Source organism: Pseudomonas sp. Q1-7, from assembly GCF_028010285.1.
Classification (GTDB): domain Bacteria; phylum Pseudomonadota; class Gammaproteobacteria; order Pseudomonadales; family Pseudomonadaceae; genus Metapseudomonas.
Map to the genome: position 1 here is coordinate 607,215 of NZ_CP116304.1, position 18,194 is coordinate 625,408.

At 61.1% G+C, this 18,194-nt stretch carries 16 protein-coding genes; 12 read left to right on the top strand and 4 right to left on the bottom strand.

Going from position 1 to position 18,194, the window contains the following annotated elements:
• The first annotated feature begins 2 nt into the window (after nt 1-2).
• On the top strand, nt 3-1,373 hold the full coding sequence (locus PJW05_RS02750) for an MFS transporter (RefSeq protein WP_108240757.1): 1,371 nt from the start codon (nt 3-5) through the stop codon (nt 1,371-1,373).
• Nucleotides 1,374-1,469: 96 nt separating this feature from the next.
• Here PJW05_RS02750 and PJW05_RS02755 read toward each other — a convergent pair whose 3' ends face one another.
• Nucleotides 1,470-2,984: an FAD-dependent oxidoreductase gene (locus tag PJW05_RS02755; RefSeq protein WP_108240758.1), complete on the bottom strand. Its 1,515-nt coding sequence runs from the start codon at nt 2,982-2,984 to the stop codon at nt 1,470-1,472.
• 578 nt (nt 2,985-3,562) lie between these two features.
• On the opposite strand from PJW05_RS02755, the gene PJW05_RS02760 reads away from it, so the two are divergent.
• Nucleotides 3,563-4,423 (top strand): LysR family transcriptional regulator, encoded by an 861-nt coding sequence (locus PJW05_RS02760; RefSeq protein WP_108240759.1) that lies wholly within the window; start codon nt 3,563-3,565, stop codon nt 4,421-4,423.
• 83 nt (nt 4,424-4,506) lie between these two features.
• On the opposite strand, the gene cfa is transcribed toward PJW05_RS02760, so the two are convergent.
• On the bottom strand, nt 4,507-5,661 hold the full coding sequence (gene cfa / locus PJW05_RS02765) for a cyclopropane fatty acyl phospholipid synthase (protein ID WP_108240760.1): 1,155 nt from the start codon (nt 5,659-5,661) through the stop codon (nt 4,507-4,509).
• A 36-nt stretch (nt 5,662-5,697) separates the two neighbouring features.
• Nucleotides 5,698-7,095, bottom strand: a complete 1,398-nt coding sequence (locus PJW05_RS02770; protein ID WP_108240761.1) for a nitronate monooxygenase — start codon at nt 7,093-7,095, stop codon at nt 5,698-5,700.
• A 405-nt stretch (nt 7,096-7,500) separates the two neighbouring features.
• Between PJW05_RS02770 and ccoN the strand changes: the two genes are divergently transcribed.
• From ccoN to PJW05_RS02785, 3 genes are all read left to right on the top strand, one after another.
• Entirely contained in the window at nt 7,501-8,937 is a 1,437-nt protein-coding gene (ccoN, locus tag PJW05_RS02775; RefSeq protein ID WP_108240762.1) for a cytochrome-c oxidase, cbb3-type subunit I, read from the top strand.
• A gap of 10 nt (nt 8,938-8,947) precedes the next feature.
• Nucleotides 8,948-9,178, top strand: coding sequence for a hypothetical protein (locus PJW05_RS02780; protein WP_413465154.1), 231 nt, complete (start codon nt 8,948-8,950; stop codon nt 9,176-9,178).
• Nucleotides 9,179-9,276: 98 nt separating this feature from the next.
• Nucleotides 9,277-9,840, top strand: a complete 564-nt coding sequence (locus PJW05_RS02785) for an HPP family protein (protein WP_108240764.1) — start codon at nt 9,277-9,279, stop codon at nt 9,838-9,840.
• Nucleotides 9,841-10,424: 584 nt separating this feature from the next.
• Here the strand turns inward: PJW05_RS02785 and PJW05_RS02790 are convergent.
• On the bottom strand, nt 10,425-10,646 hold the full coding sequence (locus PJW05_RS02790; RefSeq protein ID WP_108240765.1) for a helix-turn-helix domain-containing protein: 222 nt from the start codon (nt 10,644-10,646) through the stop codon (nt 10,425-10,427).
• A 104-nt stretch (nt 10,647-10,750) separates the two neighbouring features.
• On the opposite strand from PJW05_RS02790, the gene PJW05_RS02795 reads away from it, so the two are divergent.
• The 7 genes from PJW05_RS02795 to PJW05_RS02825 all read left to right on the top strand — a co-directional run bounded on the left by PJW05_RS02795 (nt 10,751) and on the right by PJW05_RS02825 (nt 18,172).
• Nucleotides 10,751-11,341 carry a hypothetical protein gene (locus PJW05_RS02795; protein WP_108240766.1) on the top strand — a complete coding sequence of 197 codons (591 nt, stop codon included), beginning with the start codon at nt 10,751-10,753 and terminating at the stop codon, nt 11,339-11,341.
• Entirely contained in the window at nt 11,338-12,738 is a 1,401-nt protein-coding gene (locus PJW05_RS02800; RefSeq protein ID WP_108240767.1) for a DEAD/DEAH box helicase, read from the top strand. Before PJW05_RS02795 ends, PJW05_RS02800 begins: the two co-directional genes overlap by 4 nt.
• Nucleotides 12,739-13,037: 299 nt before the next feature.
• Nucleotides 13,038-13,214 carry a hypothetical protein gene (locus tag PJW05_RS02805; RefSeq protein WP_271412319.1) on the top strand — a complete coding sequence of 59 codons (177 nt, stop codon included), beginning with the start codon at nt 13,038-13,040 and terminating at the stop codon, nt 13,212-13,214.
• Nucleotides 13,215-13,252: 38 nt separating this feature from the next.
• Complete coding sequence (locus tag PJW05_RS02810; RefSeq protein WP_240431981.1) at nt 13,253-13,711, top strand: tyrosine-type recombinase/integrase; 459 nt, start codon at nt 13,253-13,255, stop codon at nt 13,709-13,711.
• 97 nt (nt 13,712-13,808) lie between these two features.
• Complete coding sequence (locus PJW05_RS02815; protein WP_226923102.1) at nt 13,809-14,015, top strand: MbcA/ParS/Xre antitoxin family protein; 207 nt, start codon at nt 13,809-13,811, stop codon at nt 14,013-14,015.
• Nucleotides 14,016-14,136: 121 nt separating this feature from the next.
• Nucleotides 14,137-14,991, top strand: coding sequence for an inositol monophosphatase family protein (locus PJW05_RS02820; RefSeq protein WP_108240769.1), 855 nt, complete (start codon nt 14,137-14,139; stop codon nt 14,989-14,991).
• Nucleotides 14,992-15,352: 361 nt separating this feature from the next.
• Entirely contained in the window at nt 15,353-18,172 is a 2,820-nt protein-coding gene (locus PJW05_RS02825; protein ID WP_108240770.1) for a TrlF family AAA-like ATPase, read from the top strand.
• The last annotated feature ends 22 nt before the right edge of the window (nt 18,173-18,194 follow it).

The window sequence follows — 18,194 nt, forward strand, 5'->3', positions numbered from 1 at the left end:
CCATGCCCAGCACTTCTGATCTCCCGTCGCGCTACTTCGCCCCAGCCTATGGCCTGGGTAGTTTCGGCCCGGCCATCTTCATCCTGACGCCCCAGGTACTGCTGCTGTTCTTCATGACCGAAACCCTGGGCATTCCCGCCGGCATGGCGGGCGGGGGGCTGTTGATACCCAAGCTGTGGGAGCTGCTCAGCGATCCGCTGATCGGTCGCTGGTCCGATCGCCTGCATACTCGCTGGGGGCGCCGCCGGCCGCTGATGGCCGTCGGCAGCCTGATGTTCCTGGCCGCCTTTGCCCTTACGTTTGCCCCGCCGAGTTTCAATGACTGGCGGTATTCGCTGGCCTGGGTGATCGCCTTCTATACCCTGACCTCCACCGCCTACTCGCTGTTCACCGTGCCCTATGCGACGCTGCTGGCCGAGGCAACCGAAGACCCGCACGCCAGAACCCGGGTCGCCGCCTGGCGCAGTGGCTTCCTGGCCGTCGGCTTCGTGCTCGCGGGGAGCCTGGCGCCCTGGCTGGTGGGAGCGAGCGGAGGCGGGGAGCAGGGCTATGCACAGATGGGAGTCCTGATCGGCCTGATCGCGTTCGCCGGCATGGCCGGGGCGGTCGCCGGCACCGGCGGCGTCCCCACTCATCGCCCAGTCGCCCATCCGCCGAGGAACATGCTGGCGCCGTTTCGCAACCGGGCATTCACCTGGCTGTGGCTGGGCTTCATCGTCCAGATGGTCTCCGTGAGTATTGCCACGGCGATGTTGCCGTTCTACGACAAGTACTGGCTGGGCAATAAGGACAGCACCATTCCCAGCATCTTCGCCGGCATGGCCCTGCTCACGGTCGCCACCACCTGGTGCTGGACCCTGCTGTCCAGGCGCGTAGGCAAGCATCGCGCCTTCGTCCTGGCGACCGTGCTCTACGCGGTGGCCACCGCCTCCCTGTGGCTGGTGATGTACGGCCCCCTCGGCCTGGCCGTCGCCATCATCCTGTTCGGCATCGCCAATGCCGGCCAGCAACTGTTCTGCTTCGCCATAGTCCCCGACATCATCGCCCTGCAACGCGCGGAGACCGGGATCGCCGAGGAAGGTGCCTTCACCGGGCTGTGGATCTGGGGCGAAAAGATCGGCCTGGCTATCGGTGCCGGGCTCAGCGGCCTCGTCCTGCAACTGGCCGGGTTCCGCCAGGGGGCGGGCACCCAACTGCTGGAGCAAAGCGATAGCGCGCTGCAGAGCGTGCTGCTGATGGCGACACTGGTGCCCGCGCTGGTCTGCCTCCTGTCGATTCCGGCGCTGCTGCGCTCGGCCAGGGCCATGGCCAGACGGAGCCAGCCCGGGCACCCTTTGGGGGCGGCAACGAACACCTCGGTGGCGAATAGCTAACCGGGTACGGCAGTCGTCATCTGCGGCGCGGGCAGCGCGTGCCGCGCAAGGCCTGCACGAAGCGCCGCAGGCGTAGCCGTCGCGGCAGAGGCGTGCTCAAGCCTGCAACGCCGCCTCGATGGTCAGGTTTTCCAGATCCCGTCCAACCGAGGCTGCCGCGACTAGTACTCCTGCACGGAAGTAGCGGGCGGTGAAATCCCGCTGCGTCAGCGTACCGTCGATGCGGACTTCGTCCCAGCCGTGCGCGTATCCGCTGTAACGAAGGTCCAGTCCGTAGTGGTGAGTCCAGAAGTACGGCACATCCGTGAACGCCTGTGCGGCTCCCAGCATGTTGGCTGCGGCAGCCTGGCCCTGGCGCTGGGCATGGACCCAGTGCTCGACCCGGATCAGGTCGGCGCCGTACCGATAGCGCGCGACATCGCCCGCGGCGAAGTGGCCGGCAACCGAGGTCTGCAGGTAGGTGTCGACGAGGATGCCGTCCTGCACTGCCAATCCGGCTGTAGCGGCGAGCTCGGTACGCGGCACGACACCCGCGCCGACGATCAGCAGGTCCGCTGATATCCGCGCCCCGTCGGCCAGGGTGAGCGTCTTGCCGTCGAAGCCTTTGGCCGCCGCGCGAAGGTGGAACAGCACGCCCTGCTCTTGGTGCAGGCCGGTGATGAAGCCCCCCACTTCTCGACCCAGCACACGCTCCAGCGGCACTTCCTCGGGTGCCACCACATGTACCCGGAGACCACGAGCACGCAGGGCTGCAGCCACCTCCATACCAATGAATCCGGCACCCACCAGGGCCACCGACGTCGCGCCCTGGCTAGCGTCGATGATTGACCGGGCATCGGCCAGCGAGCGGAGCACGAATACGTTGGGCAGCTCGAATCCGGGGATGGGCAGCCGCCGCGGCTCCGCGCCGGTGGCGATGAGCAGAGCGTCATAAGCCAACTGTTCGCCTGATCGGGTTAGCACCCTTCGTGCGCCGGTATCAATCGCACTGACGTCGCAGCCGAGGCGCAGGTCAATCTCACGATCGGCATAGAACTTCGGATCTCTCAGCGGAATCCAGTCTTCCGGGGCTGTTCCGGCCAAATAGTCCTTAGACAGATTGGGCCGGTCATAGGGCGCCGAAGCGTCGGCGCTCAGCATCGACAATGCGCCGCAGTAGCCCAGTTCGCGCAGCCGCTCGGCGGCCGCGAACCCTGCGGCGCCGCCACCGATAATCAGGATGCGCCCGGGCTGGTTGGATGCTGCATGGGGTCGCGCGGGGCGCACGGTCGTTTCCTCCTCTCGCACGAAGGCAGATTCGCCGACGATCTCCACTCGCCACCTCGCCAGTGCCGCGAAGGCGGGCGCCCGCAGCGCGGCCCCCGTACGCAGGCTGAAACAGGCGTGGTGCCACGGGCAGCGAATCTCGTCATTGACCACCAGGCCATCGGCCAATGGCGCGCCGTAATGAGTGCAGAGTCCGCTGACTGCATGCAGGCCATCGTCCAGTCGCACTAGCAAGACGGGACTGCCTTCGACGTGGCCGACAAGCACGCCGTCGGCCGGCACCCTCGACAAGGGCACGCCCTTTGTCAGGTCGGGGCCGGCGGGTCGAATATCGCTTTGAGCCATGATGCGACTCCTCTGGTGTGGGCTATCTGCCTGGGCGCAACCATTTGGCAAGGGGGCAACCTGAAGATCTCGGCTCTCGGCAGGTTGTGCGGGAGACCCCGCATGCCACGCACCGGCTACCTCGAGTCGCTCGCCCCTGCCTTGGAGGCGCGAGGCGTCCGCCTTAACGAGGCCGCTGCTCGGGCAGATCCAAACTTCATTGGCGTTGTCCGCTGCGGATCATGGCGGTGCGGCCCCAGATTTTTCCAGTTCCCGCGCGGTCAGCCCGCGAACGCCGCGACGACGATCAAGACGGCTACAACCAACAGGAAGCCTATCAACACGATCGCAATGCTGCGCAGGGATTGTCGATCTTCGGAACTCAGTAGATGCATTTTGACCTCCTCGGCCGGGGCCGTTTTTGGCTGTCACTTCCGACGTTACGCCGCCCCAATGAATTTGAATAACGATAAAAAATGGCCATAAATATCGAAGATACCGAATCTATTTGGTAAACGATGGCACGCCGCCCGGTGGGGGCTGGGGCGAGCCAAAAGGCCGGTGTGACGGTCTGGCCCCCGACGGGAGGTATAGGTCTGATGGATACGGAACTTGCCCGAACCTTTCTAACGGTCATTGCGGCAGGCAACTTTCGCAACGCCGCCGCGCGGCTGTTCGTTACGCAATCGACCGTTAGTGCCAGAATTGCCGCCCTGGAGGAGCAGCTCGGCTGCCGCCTGTTTGTGCGCAATAAGGCCGGCACTGTGCTGACCCCGGCAGGTCGCAACTTTCAACCTTACGCAACCACGCTCGTACGTACCGTCGAACGTGCCCGCCAGGACATTGGGGTAGCCTTGGGTTTTCGGGCATCGGTGACAATCGGCGGACGTTTCGGGCTGTGGGATGAACTGCTGTTTGCTTGTCTGCCGCGGATTCGAAGGGCGGTGCCTGACATTGCCATCCGCGCCGAGATGGGTTTTGAAGATGAACTCATCCAAGGTCTGATCGAGGGGCGCACCAGCCTCGCGGTGATGTACACGCCGCAAAGCCGGCCGGGCCTGATAATTGAGGCGCTGCTCGAAGAGCAACTGGTTTACGTGAGCACGAGCGACGAGATGCTCACCCCGCCAGATGAGAGCTATGTGTATGTCGACTGGGGGCCGGAGTTCGCCAGCAGGCACAGTGCCGCGTTCCCCGACTTCCTCGGGGCGGGGTTAAGCGCCAATATCGGCTGGCTGGGGCTGACGCATATCCTGGCTTATGGCGGCTCCGGGTATTTCCCATTGCGCCTGGTCAGGCGTGAGCTGGACGCAAGGCGACTGCATCGGCACCCGGGTGCGCCGGACTTCCGGCTGCCAGCCTATCTGGTGTATCCAGCCGATCCGCCATCGGAGGAGCTGAGCCTGGTACTGCAAGTCGTACGTGAGGTCACGGCAGAAATACTGGGTCAGCATGTGTAACACGTCGATGCCAGGACGCGATCCAGATGGCATTGCGGCGGCGCAACCCATGACGGTCGCGCTGCCTATCCCGTCCCGATGGCTCAACTCACCCGCTGATAGCCTCCAATTACTCCTTGCTTGGCCAACACCCACTGCCAGAGTTGAATATCCCGGGCACGGAAGGCTCCGGCGCAGGACAACAGGTAGTAGCGCCACATGCGTCGGAAGCGCTCACCCAGCTCCACTGCGAAGCGCGGCCAGGCTTCTTCGAAGTGCCGGTGCCAGGCCATCAGTGTCTTGTCGTAGTCGGCGCCGAAATTGTGCAGATCCTCGACCACGAAGAGTCCGTCTACGGCGTCTCCGATCTGGCCGATGGACGGCAGGTCCCCATTGGGGAATATGTACTTGTCGATCCAGCGGTCGGGTGTGCTGTGCCGGTTGTTCTTGCCAATGGTGTGGAGCAGGAACAGGCCCTCGTCATCCAGGCACCGCTCGACAGTTTCCATGTAGACGCGATGATTCTTGCGTCCGACGTGTTCGAACATGCCGATGCTGACGATTCGCTCGAAGCGCTCGTCGAGCTCGCGATAGTCCTGTAGGCGGAACTCCAGCGGTAATCCGGCATGACGTGTCTTCGCCCACTCGCATTGCTCCCGCGAGATGGTCACGCCCACGCACTCGACCTCGTAATGTTTCGCCGCGTAGGCCATGAAACTGCCCCAGCCGCAGCCGATGTCCAGCACGCGCATTCCGGGCCGCAGATTAAGCTTGCGACAGACAAGGTCGAGTTTGGCCTCCTGAGCCTGGGCAAGATTCTCGGCGTCTTTCCAGTATCCGCAGGTGTAGGTCATGAGCGGATCCAGCATGGCCGCATAGAAGTCGTTGCCCAGATCGTAGTGCCGCGTGCCAACGTCCCAGGCCCGCCGCCCGGTTTGTCGGTTGAGCAGGCGTGCCTGCAGGGCATGGAAGATCAGCGCGGCGGGGCTGACCCGATCGGCTACGCCCGAGCGAAGCAGGCGGGAGAAGAATTCGTCGAGTTGATCGCAATCCCAGTCACCATCCATGTAGGCTTCGCCCAGGCCGAGGTTGCCTTCGGCTAGAGCTCGCTGCGGAACATCCGGGTTGTTCAGGCGCATATCCCAGTGCGCCTGTCCCTCTAGGCTGAGGCCGGCCTGATTGAGCAGGGTTTCAGCGAAGCGGTGCGCGCGGCTCACTCCCATTGCAGAACCGGACGGCGTGGAAAGTTCGGAAGGCATGGTAATCCCTTTGTTGTCGTCAGAAACTCGGTGTGCTCAGGCGTCGTCGGTACCCTGATGCAGGCGCAGTACGAGCTGCAGCTCTTGGCGCAACCAGGGTTGACGGATGTGCGGCAGGCGTTCGGTCAGTTGGCGTGCAACCCAGCGTTGGCCGCGAGCGATAAAGCGCAGGCGTTCGGCGAGATCATCGATGGCCATGGCCTTTTGGTAGAAGTCTCCCACCCCGTTGCCTGGCTCTGCGCCCAAGCCCTGCAGGCAAATGCGCAAGCGCCGGCAGCTTTCCGCCTCGTCACGGTGCAATTCGTTCAAGCGCTGCAGCAGGGTTGGATCAAGGGTCTGGCGAGCGCTATCGAGCATCAGGCGAGCGCCGGCCCGCTCGGCCCGTAGCAGTTCTTGCAGCCATTCGATCAGACCGGGGGCGGTAGTGGTCGAGGGGCGCGTCTCACGCTGCAGGCGTTGCAGGCACTCCTGGGCCTCGTCGACCAGCTGTGCGACACGTTCTCCTGCGGTACAGATGTCGTTGATCTGTCCGCAGGATTGCCCAGCATAGATCGGCATGTCGCCCAGCGCGCCGTGCGCATCGCGCAGGGGCGAGTCAGTGGAGAACAGGTAAATCGGCCCGCCATCCTGCTCGCCAATCACGGGGGTGCTGCGCGAGGCCTGCAACTCGGCGTATTCGCCGCGTGTTACCGCGTTGGGTAATACGCGTGCCGGAGCTGCCATCGGCCAGTTGCGGAAGAACGCGACGCTCAGCACGGGGTCGTCGGCGTGCGCCGTGACCACCTGTGCCTTGTGAAAGTCGTGGGCATAGGACTCGTGGGTTGCGAGGAACGCCGAGCCACAGGCGACGCCCTGGGCTCCCAAGGCCAGGGCCGCCACGAGCGCCTGGCCACTGGCGATACCTCCGCAAGCCACCACCGGAACCGCGGATAGCGCGACCAGCTCCGGGACCAGCGTCAGTGTCGAGACCTCGCCCCAGACATGTCCGCCCGCTTCGATGCCCTGGGCAACCAGTACATCGGCTCCAGCCTCCAGGGCTTCCTCCGCATGGCTGCGCCGACCGACCTGCTGCAGGACAAGCACCCCGGCATCCTTCAGGCGCCGGATGAGATCTTGTTGCACATCCCAGAACAGCGCTATTGCCGGTACCTGCAGTTGCAGGCAGACGCGCACCTGTTCGGTGAGCAATTCGGTTGGAGTGGCAGCGGGAATCAGATTGACCGCGAAAGGTCGCTCACTCAAGGCGCGGTAAGCCCGCACCTCGTGCCGAATCAGCGCCACCGGTTCACGCACCATTCCCAGGCAACCGAAGCCGCCAGCGTTGCTCACCGCGGCAGCCAGTTCATGGCGGGCGACACCGCCCATTCCGGCGGAGATGATCGGGACACTGCAACCCAGCAGGTCGACCAGTGGAGTGTGCAGGGCAGCATGCATGGCGTTCTCCTCGGCGCCGCGATGCGATGTGCACGACAGCGACAGGGGAAATACTAGGCATGCCCGCCAATTGAAATTAAATGAATTTTAATGGCCGAATGGCTCATTATTTTTTATCTAAAAGCCACTCTCAGCCAACTGATCGGAGCGATCAAGGCTCGAAAACTCTGGTGGTGATATCAGGGCATCAGCCATGCGGTCAGAGTGTTCGACCATTTTGTATAAAAATAAATGCACTGATGCTTCATTATTATTAGTTTGTTGCATTCATTCCGGCTCTGCAGACTGTTACGGCTCCCTTCGATGCCGTCGTGATTCTCACTCCTCACGGTGCTCGTTCCTGTCGCCACCTTTCACGGCGACGGGAGGGGGCTGTTCGCAAACCAGGAGTACGACGGAACCAAGATGGCCAGTGCGATTCCCCCTGCAACTTCCGACCTCTACAACTACGAGATCGTTCGCCGCTTTACGCTCACCACCCTGTTCTGGGGCATTTTCGGTATGGGCATGGGTGTATTCATCGCAGCCCAACTGGTCTGGCCCGAACTGAACTTTGGCGTTCCCTGGCTCAGTTTCGGGCGTATCCGCCCCGTGCATACCAACCTGGTGATCTTCGCCTTCGGCGGCGGTGCGCTGTTCGCCACCTCCTTCTACGTGGTGCAACGGACTTGCCGGGTCAGGGTAATCTCGGACGGGTTGGCGAACTTCGTGTTTTGGGGGTGGCAGGCGAGTGTGGTGGCTATGATCGTCAGCTATCCGCTGGGCATCACCACCTCGAAAGAGTACGCCGAGATGGAGTGGCCAATCGCCCTCTGGGTGACCCTGGTCTGGTTGGTCTACTCCTACCTGTTCTTCGGCACCATCGCCCGGCGCAAGGTCAAGCACATCTACGTCGGCAACTGGTTCTACGGGGCCTTCATCATCGTCACCGGGATGGTTCACGTGATCAATCACGTCTCGGTCCCGGTCAGCTTGCTCAAGTCCTACTCGGCATATTCCGGCGCCACCGACGCCATGATCCAGTGGTGGTACGGCCACAGTGTGGTGGGATTCATCCTCTCCGTGGGCTTTCTCGGGATGATGTATTACTACGTGCCCAAGCAGGCGGAGAAGCCCATTTACTCCTACCGCCTGTCCATCGTGCATTTCTGGGCCATCATCAGCCTCTACATCTGGGCCGGTCCGCACCATCTGCACTACACCGCCCTGCCGGACTGGGCCCAGTCGCTCGGCATGGCCATGTCGGTCATCCTCCTGGCTCCGAGCTGGGGCGGCATGATCAACGGCATGATGACCCTGTCCGGCGCCTGGCATAAGCTGCGCTCTGACCCCATCCTGCGCTTTCTGGTGGTGTCCCTGGCCTTCTACGGCATGTCCACCTTCGAAGGTCCGATGATGGCCATCAAGACGGTCAACTCGCTGTCGCACTACACCGACTGGACCATCGGTCATGTTCATGCCGGCGCGCTAGGTTGGGTGGCGATGATCTCCATCGGAGCCCTGTACCACATGATTCCCAAGCTCTATGGGCGCAGTCAGATGCACAGCGTCGGGCTGATCAATGCGCACTTTTGGATGGCCACCATCGGCACGGTGCTCTATATCGCTGCCATGTGGGTCAACGGCATTACCCAGGGACTGATGTGGCGTGCGGTGAACGAGGACGGCACGCTGACCTACTCCTTCGTTGAGGCGCTGGAGGCCAGTCATCCGGGCTATCTGGTACGCCTACTTGGCGGCGCGACCTTTGCTTTCGGCATGCTGTTGATGGCCTGGAATGCCTGGTTGACCATCCGTGCCGGTGAGCGTGTCAACGAGCTTCACGTCGCTGCCGAGGCCTGAGGAGTTGCCGATGTCCATCTTCCCTATTCTGGCTGCTCTCGCCAGCCTCGTTTGTATCCTCGGTTGCTGGTGGTGCTGCAGGCAACCGCGGAACCTGGAGCAGGCGGCGCTGCTGCCGTTCGCCGACGACCCGGAGGCCGCCGCCCGGATGACGGCGGCTACCGGCCGGCGCTGCGAGAGTGTGATTAGGCCGATACCCGAAGCACTCGAAGAGTCGCCGCTGGACCGCTTCGAGGCCTGAGTGCTCCTCATCCAGGGATGGATGCTCCCGCGTGCCGTTAGCGGCACCTTGCTGGGCTCTTCAGACAATGTCGAGCCCGCTTTTTTTGCCGGATCCTTATGACGCTTCTAATTCACCTGCCACGACGGATCGTCGCGCTTCTTCCGGAAGCCCCACATACCCGGCCGCGCGAATGGTTACGTGCCGCGCTTGGCGCCTCTCTGGGTTTCCTGTTCAGTACCTGGCTGTGCGTCCAGTTTTTCGGGCCGCAAACGGCGCTCCATTTCGCCGGCCCTCTGGCTGCTTCTGCCATCCTCCTGTTTGCCGTATCGTCCGGCGCCCTGGCGCAGCCCTGGTCGATACTCGGCAGCTATCTGTGCGCATCACTCGTGGCGCTCCCGGTCAGTCAGCTGCTTGGCCACAACCTGAGCGGGGCGGGACTGGCCCTCGGCCTGAGCCTGTTGCTGATGTACCCGCTACGCTGCCTTCATCCGCCTGGCGGGGCCCTCGCTTTCTGTATGGTGTTCGCCGCCCCGCAACCGGGAGATCCGGCCTGGTTGTCTGTACTGCCGGCACTGGCGGGAAGCACTGGCCTGCTGGGCTGCGCGCTGCTGTACAACAATCTGACGCGGGTTCGTTATCCTCGCCAGCGCACCGTTTCGGCGGTTCCGGAACCCTACTAACTATTAGCTGAGATTTATCTGTTATAAATTAACCACTTACCTAATTTAACTTTTTTCCGTTTTTTTGTGCGGAGCGGATGAGTGGCAGTCAACCTGGCCAGTTGCGATCCGGCCACGAGAAGCTGTCGCTTGAAGTGCTGGATAACGACCCCAAGAGCCGGGCTTTTGCGCTAGTGATTTTGAAGATGCTAACGATGGCCACCCTGGCCAGGGTCGTGTACGTAGCTGAGTTGAGGATCTCGAATTTCCGAGAACCGGAGGGTCTTAGAGGGGCTGGCCATACAGTCAGCTGGCTGTGCCGAGCTTGCGGCCGGCTCGACCCCATGAAATTCTCCCCACATCCCTCTGCGGTGGAGGTCGCTCATGCAACCTAAGGATCGTCACGCTCTACCCTTGGCAATCGAGCTGTATGAAGCTGAAGCCCGCCGTTTGGCCGGACAAGTTTCCGCCAATCAGCGTCGTTTCCTTAAGGTCGGTTTGGAGAAGGGCAAGGAGTGTGAACCCACTGGGCGGTTGGCTGGCCCATACGCCTAAACGTCTACTCAAAAGGGCTTCTTGAGCACCGCTCTCGATCAGATGCTGGGCTACAGCTCTGACATTTGAGGCAGAAGGCAGGACGGTTCGCAGGCGAGCTGGCTTGCGATCAGATACAGTTTCTCGACGGTGATGCTGACTTCACCACGCTCGATCCGGCCCATGTAGCTGCGGTCGATACTGCAGGCCAGCGCTAGAGCTTCTTGCGAAATCCGGCAGGCCTTCCTCTGCGTTCGGATGCGTTTCCCTAACGCCTTCGCCAAGTTATCCATGACCGTCTCAATTTCACTTGAGGCGGCACTATCGTGCGTTTGCGGACGCACAGACCACGGATTATAATCCGCATTTCTTCCGCGTTAACTCTTCTGGTGCCGCAATGAAATCGGCCTCGTTTATCTTCGACAGGCGACTGTATGAGCTGCTTCAGGAGGAAGGGCGCGTACGGTTCACGACTCGTGAACTGCGTGATGCCTATGCCAAGCGCCTGGAAGGCATGACTTTCCGTATCGGCGATGTGCGTCGCTACGTGTATGACCAGATTCGCCGAATGCTGCGCACGGGGTGGGTTGTACTCGATGACGAGCGACGTTCGCGGGGACAGGTCTACCGCCTGCAACCCACACCGGCTCATCTGCAACTGGAGCTGATCGATAACGGGTTCGAGAACAGTTTCCAAACTGCATCCGAGCCAAAGCAGCAGTCTTCAGTTCTGGATGATGCGACCGTGCCGCTCGAACCGTCATCCGATGCGGAGCAGCACTTGGAAGCGCTCCATAACGAAGTCCGGTTGGACTTCCTGTCGTCGATGGGCGAGGCGGAGCGATACAAGCTGCTCCTGGATGATATGCCGCATCTGCGTGACAAGGTCGAAGCCGAGTATCTGGAGGCTAGAGACCGCAGTTCACGCCTGCTGGGACATCTCCGCGCTATCGAGAAGACCCTCAAGACGCTTGCCGCTGCACGATGACCCGATCGCTACGAGACTGGCAATTCAGCTGCATCAACATGGCGTTGGAGCACTTTACCGTCACGCCGCACTTCTTTTGTCAGGCAACGCCAGGGGCCGGCAAGACGCGTATGGCGGCAGAGCTGGCCCGCAGACTGCTTGAGCAGGACAAGATCGATCTGGTGTTGTGCTTTGCACCATCTTGCCAGGTTGTTGAGGGCTTTCGCTCGACCTTTGCGGCGGTGCTCGGCAGACGTCTGGACGGCCAAATAGGCGCAGTGGGAGCGGCGTTCACCTACCAGGCCATGGAATACCGAGATGAGGGGTTCTGGCAGCTTCTCGATGACTATCGAGTGCTCGTGGTCTTCGACGAAATTCACCACTGCGCCGGTCATGACCTACTGCTCAGCAACGCCTGGGGTCAACAGATACTGCACCGAATTCAAGACCGGGCTGCCTTCACCTTGGCGCTCTCCGGCACACCTTGGCGTTCGGACGACAGGGCCATTGCCTTGGCACGTTATTCAATGCCCGAGAGGCAGCTGATCTGCGACTACCGTTACGGCCTGAAAGAATCCATTGCCGACGGCGTGTGCCGTTCTCCTCGCATTGTCCTGCTCGACAATCAGAAGGTGAAACTCACCGAGGAGCTGGGCACTGATAGCACCGTGACGATGTTTCCCAGCATTGCGAAGCTGTTGGGGGAGTCCCCCGTCACCTACGAAGAACTGCTGAGGCACGACGAGGTGATCGATCAACTGCTCGACCTCAGTTGCAGCAAACTGGATGAGCTTCGCCAGATCAAACCTGATGCGGCTGGCTTGGTGGTTGCCACCGACATTGAGCACGCCCAACAAATTGCTCAAGCCCTGGGCGTCAGGGGGGAGGCTTGCCGCATCGTGACCAACAAAACCCCCGATGCGCAGCAGGTGATCAATGCATTCAGACATGGCGTCTGCCGGTGGATTGTGGCGGTTGGAATGATCAGCGAAGGCACGGACATCCCCCGGCTGCAAGTGTGCTGCTACCTCAGCCGCATCCGCACCGAATTGCATTACCGGCAAGTGCTGGGACGAGTGCTCCGACGCACCGGCGAATCCGATGATCAGGCATGGTTGTTCATGCTGGCGGAACTGACCTTACAGGGTTTTGCCGAGCGCATTGCGGATGACCTGCCGGATGACCTGGCGGTACTAAACGCGGTACAGGCCCCAGCCTTCACTGCCGATGCCAAGCCTGGTTTGGTTGATCCTGTCGGCAATCTCAATGGGCTGGATTTCAATCCTGGAAGTAACACGGATCAGACGATTGCAGCAGTCGCTACCAGCATGATTTCGCTTGGGGGCGTTACAACCGAGCCAAGTTATCAGGTGAGCTTTTCCCAGCATTACAGGCAGCAGTTACTAGCTTGTTTTTAACGCTGCGACGCCATGCTCACTTCCCGTCCTGTTCACATTGCGATCGGACAGGATCGACTGCTTCATTGGCTAGTACACCAGGGGCAATGCATGGAAATCAAAATTCAGGCGTCGTCAGCCGTTGAGCCAGGAGATAACTGAATTGACCGTTTCATGATGCCTGCCCTCCGACGATTGCGTGGTGTGTTGTGGAGTATGGAAGTACGACGGTATCGACCGCGGGCTTCCGCGCGGAGAGTCAGCCGAATTAGCGCTTGAGAAGCGGGCATTCTCAAACCTCAGCGTCAGTGGCGCCCAAAATGGGCGGTTTTTCCGGTACGCCGGAGGGCAGTGCGATGACAGAGAAGGTGGATCACTATCGGCAGGCCGCCCGGCGCGCGAGTACCCAGCGTCGCTATCAGCAGGCGCTCGAGCATTTCGAGGGCACCTGGGGCGGCTTCTTGCCCTCCTACAGTGCCGGCGGGATCGCGCTCTGATCCTGCTGGGCTTCTGGCGCGCCTTTCGCAGCGATGACCTGTGCCGGCTCCGGGTGGAGTTTGTCCAGGCGCGGCCGGGGGAGGGGATGGAGCTGTTCCTACCCAGTGGCAAGGGCGACCGTGACAACCGCGGTCGTTCGTTCTCGGTGCCGGCGTTAACGCGGCTGTGCCCGGTGGAGGCGTACCTCGACTGGATCGCCGCGTCGGGCTTGCGCCAGGGCCCGGTGTTTCGCGCGGTGGATCGCTGGGGCAACCTGGCGGAGGAGGGGCTGCACGCGTACAGCGTCTCGCGCATCCTCCGTCGGGTCATGTTGTGCAGTGGCTTGGAAAGCGAGCGGTTCAGCAGCCACTCATTGCGCCGGGGGTTTGCGACCTGGGCCAGTCGCAACCAGTGGAGTGCCAAGGCCTTGATGAGTTATGTCGGCTGGCGCGATGCCAAGGCCGCCCTGCGCTATATCGAACCGGACATGCCGTTCGGCGAACTGCGCCGCTCCTAGCGACGCAGTTCGCCTCGGCCCACATGTCCTGCCTCACTGCCTCAGCGGCTTCGGATGGGCGGGGGCTAGGTTGGACTCACGAGGAGAGAAGACCACCATGACTAGCAGCTACGACGTGCAATACGCCCACATCTTGGAACATGCAGAGCGGGTCTTTGGGAGTCGGGAGAAAGCTGAGCGCTGGATGACCACGCCGGCGCTCGGGCTGGATGGGCGGCGACCCGTCGACCTGCTTGCCAACGCAGATGACCTGGAACTGCTCGAGGTGTTTCTCACGCGTATCGAGTATGGGGTCTACCACTGACGTGGGCGATTGGTGTCCCCTCCACGCCCACGCGTGGAGGGCCCCAAATTTGCGGCCGATTGGCCGACCTGGACGCGTACCGAACGAATAGGGGCTTCGACTGCCCTGAGGAGGTATCAGGATGCGTGAACGTTCCGATCCATCGTCATCCGTACTGCTAGTCCGTCCAGTCGATCGCGCGCTGCTCGATGCGGTGACCGCTTTGGTGCTGGAGGCGGGACACCGGATCGTTGCGGAACTGCTGCGACCGGGTGGGCCGAGGGGGGCCGGGGACAAGGCCGAGATCGACGTCGAGGTTGAGGTCATGCTGCGCCAGGGACTGACCCGGTTGCTGGCCTGCGACTTTGTCGGTGAGGAAACTGGCGTCCTTCTGACGGGCCATCGTTATTGCTGGGTGGTGGATCCCAATGATGGCACCCGCGACTTCCTGCAAGGGCACCCGGGCTCGGCAATCTCGGTGGGGCTGCTGGATGACTGTGTGCCGGTACTGGGTGTGGTCTATGCCCCCAGGACGGACCGCGGACCGGATTGCATCGCCTGGTCCCGGGGGCTGCCCTCCCTGCTGCGCAATGGCGCATTGACTGCGCCGAACGCATCAGCAGGCGGCTTGAAGGAGGGGGGCCAGGTCTTTGTCAGCCTCGCGGCGCGTGCTCGACCGATCGAGAACGCCGCGCTCTGTGCGCCTGCGACTTTCCACCCGATGCCGAGCATTGCTTATCGCCTCGCCCGCGTGGCCGCTGGGGATGGGATAGCCGCGGTGTCCTTGTACGCGGTGTCGCCCCACGACGTGGTGGCGGGCCACGCGCTGCTGCGGGCCTGTGGAGGCGGTCTGTGGAACGAACAGGGACAGGCCGTGGGTTACGCAACACCCACCGCATTCAATCAACCAGTCAGGTTTTGCTTCGGCGGCACAGAGGCTGCTTGCCGGGAGCTGGTCGCGCGCCCGTGGCAGCTCGCTCTTCGTGCCTGCGATTGACTGCGACCAAGCCCTCTCTTTCCTTCCGTTGGTAGTTGGGGCCAATCGTACTGCTGGATTTGTAAGGGGTGGCAGGGGGCGGTGAAGCGCCTCGATCGGGGCTGCATCACCTGACCGGAGCTTGAACACTTAACTCCTCGCGGAGCAGTTCCACTGATCTTTCGGCGACTCCGCTTGAGATGACGAGGAATGGAATTCGTCTTCCTTCAGCGCACCCTATCCAGGCGAAATGCAGGCAGGTTAGAGTCAATTCAATGTTGTAGTGATATCAACTTTGGGCGACGTGCGCGCGAGGTTCCTTTCCTCGGTGATGAGTACCGCACGTTCCGGCTGTGCGTCAGGTCAGTAGCAAGGAGGCAGGGTGAGCGATTACCAGGGCATGCGTTGGTTCAAAACGGATTTTCAGGTCCAAACGCCCGAGGACAACAAGCATTGGGCGGATGATGATCTGCGCCTGTTGAGCCCTCGACATCCAATAGTCAACGGCGAGCCTGACGAAGCGGATATCCAGGGCAAAGCCAAGTGTTTTCTACGCCGCTGCCATGAGCTGGAGCTGGAAGTCATTGGTATCACCGATCACAACTTCTCCGAGAAAACGGAGCCGCGTGATTGGTTCCTCACCCATCTCGTTGAGCAGAACAAGACTGTTGCCCGGGAGCTTGGACGCCCCCCGCTGTACATCTTGCCGGGCTTTGAAGTGGATATTGGCTACCACGTTCTCTGCCTGTTTGATCCTGCCACCAAGGTGAGTCACCTGCGGCGCGTCAACATGATCTTGATCAAGCTGGGCTTGGCAGAGAATCAGCGTTTTCGTGGTGGGATACCCACCGCACTTCGTCGCGGCGACGAGTCGATCAGCCTGAAGACGTTGTTGGACACGGTGCAGAAGGAGCATGGCGGTATCGTAATCGCTGCGCATGCCGACCAACAGGATGGTTTGCTGTCGGCTCCACGCAACATTGACGATTACAAGTTGCCGGGTCTGTTGGCCCTGGAGCTGACTGGCTATCCGATGTCAGAGAAGTATCGCGCCATCCTGGAAGGGCGTAACAAGGACTGGTCGCGTGTTGGACGACAACCGGCCTATGTGCAGTCATCGGATGCGAAGTCGTTAAAAACTGATGCAGAGGGCCGCCCGTTGCAAAATGCGCTGGGCTACCGACACACCTGGGTCAAATCGTCGAAGCCTTCGATCACATCACTCCGGCAGGCTTTCCTTGATGGCAAGTCTCGCCTTCGGCTGCAGACCGTCCGACCTTCGGACGAGCAGACACATCCTCGGATCGTCTTTCTGAGGTGTCGCGGACTCAAGTTCCTCGACGACCAGGAAATTCACTTCTCGCCCAACCTCAATACGCTGATCGGCGGGCGGGGTACGGGTAAATCCACAGCGTTGGAACTGCTGCGGTTTGCGTTCAGTCGCGATCACGGCGACGCGATTTCCGACTCAACCCGGTCGAAGTTCGATCGGGTGAAGGCCACCTATACCGACAATGCGGAGATACAGGTCGGGTGGGAGAGTCTGCCGGGTCAGGTAGATATCATTTCGCTGAAGCCACACGAGGGCCATGCCCTGCTGCAAGGAGAGGTACACGACCTTGCCGTCTATCTCCGACAGCTACCAGTGCAGTTCTACAGTCAACAGCAGCTCAGTGAACTTACCGACGCGCATGGCGGTGGCCGACTTCTGGCCATGATCGACGAATCGTGTGCGGCAGAACTGCAGGGACTGAAGGGACAAGAAGACACACTGCGGGCCGAGATCCAGCAACTGTTTGCGGCCATGGATCAGCTCGGAGCTCTACACGAGGAAGTCACGGTTCTGAAGCAGGAGATCCAGGAGCTGGATCGACAGTGGCAGGCGCGAAGTGAGGTTCAGGATGAGGCCCAGCGATATCAGCGTGCAGAGGGGGCCCGGCGGTACTTTGATCAGGTTCAGACTCAAGTATCGGAGGACATCAATCGGCTGATCAAGGTGGTCGGTGAACTGTCGTCGCAGGGCGTGCTCAACGATGGAAAAGTTGAGGTGTGGCCTAGGGCTTCTTGGTTCAACGAGTTGACGCTAGGGGCGTCGCAGCTGCGAGACGTTTACAAAACCAAGGTCGAGGCGTTGGTGGTTGAAATGCGCCAGGATGCGGCGGAGCTTCTGGCACAAGGCGATGGTTGGGAACAGGTACTGAAGGATCTGGAAGGTACCAAAGAGGCGTTTCTCGTGGCCTGCCGTGAGCGTGGTCTACAGCCACAGGATGTCACGCGCCTCCAAGAGATCGACAAGGTACGCCAGACAAAGCTCCATTCGCTCAAGGAAAAAGAAGCGCGGCTGAACGTTCTCAGGCCGCAGCGTGATCGCTTGAATACAGCTTTGAATGACATGAACCTGTTGTGGGAACAGCAGTGTGCGGTTCGGCAGCTTGCTGCGGCAGAAATCAGTGAAAAGGCTGACGGTTCTATTCGAGTGTTGGTCCAACCTATGGCTGAAGGTCGGGACTATTTCAACGCTTGGGACGAGATGATTCCTGATGGACGCAGTCGATTGGGGCGAGCGTGGGATCACATTGGCAAGCTGCTGTTCGCGGATTTTCTTCGGTACCAGCACGAGGTTCAACCAAAGGCGGACTCACCTTGGCTTCACATCCAACATGTGGTGGCTGGCACCCGTGAGTTGCCATTGGCACTTCTGGAATACAAGGCTGAGCTGGTCACCTACTTCAACGAGCAGAAGGCAGCGTGGCGGGTAGCAAGGTTGACCCGAGTGGAAGAGCGCGTAGACATTGAATTGTACCGGGCGGACCGGACTCTGGTCGGGAGCGTGCTGAGCAATGCTCTGTCGGAAGGACAGCGCAATACAGCGGTGTTGAATTTGCTGCTGGCCAAGGGAGAGGGGCCCATTATCATCGACCAGCCGGAAGATGAACTGGATTCGAACTTCATCTATCGCGAGTTGGTACCCCTGCTGCGGAAGGTGAAGAACCAGCGACAGCTAATTCTTGCCACGCACAATGCCAACCTTCCTGTAAACGCCGATACTGACCTGGTATATGCCCTGGAGGTAGCTCAGGGCCGAGGCGTGAAACTTGCGGTAGGGGGGCTCGATCGGGCAGACACGTCGACTGCTGTACTGGATATCATGGAAGGATCCGCCGAAGCCTTTAAGCGTCGATTCGACAAGTACCATTTTTAACATCCCAGACCGGCGACTTAGG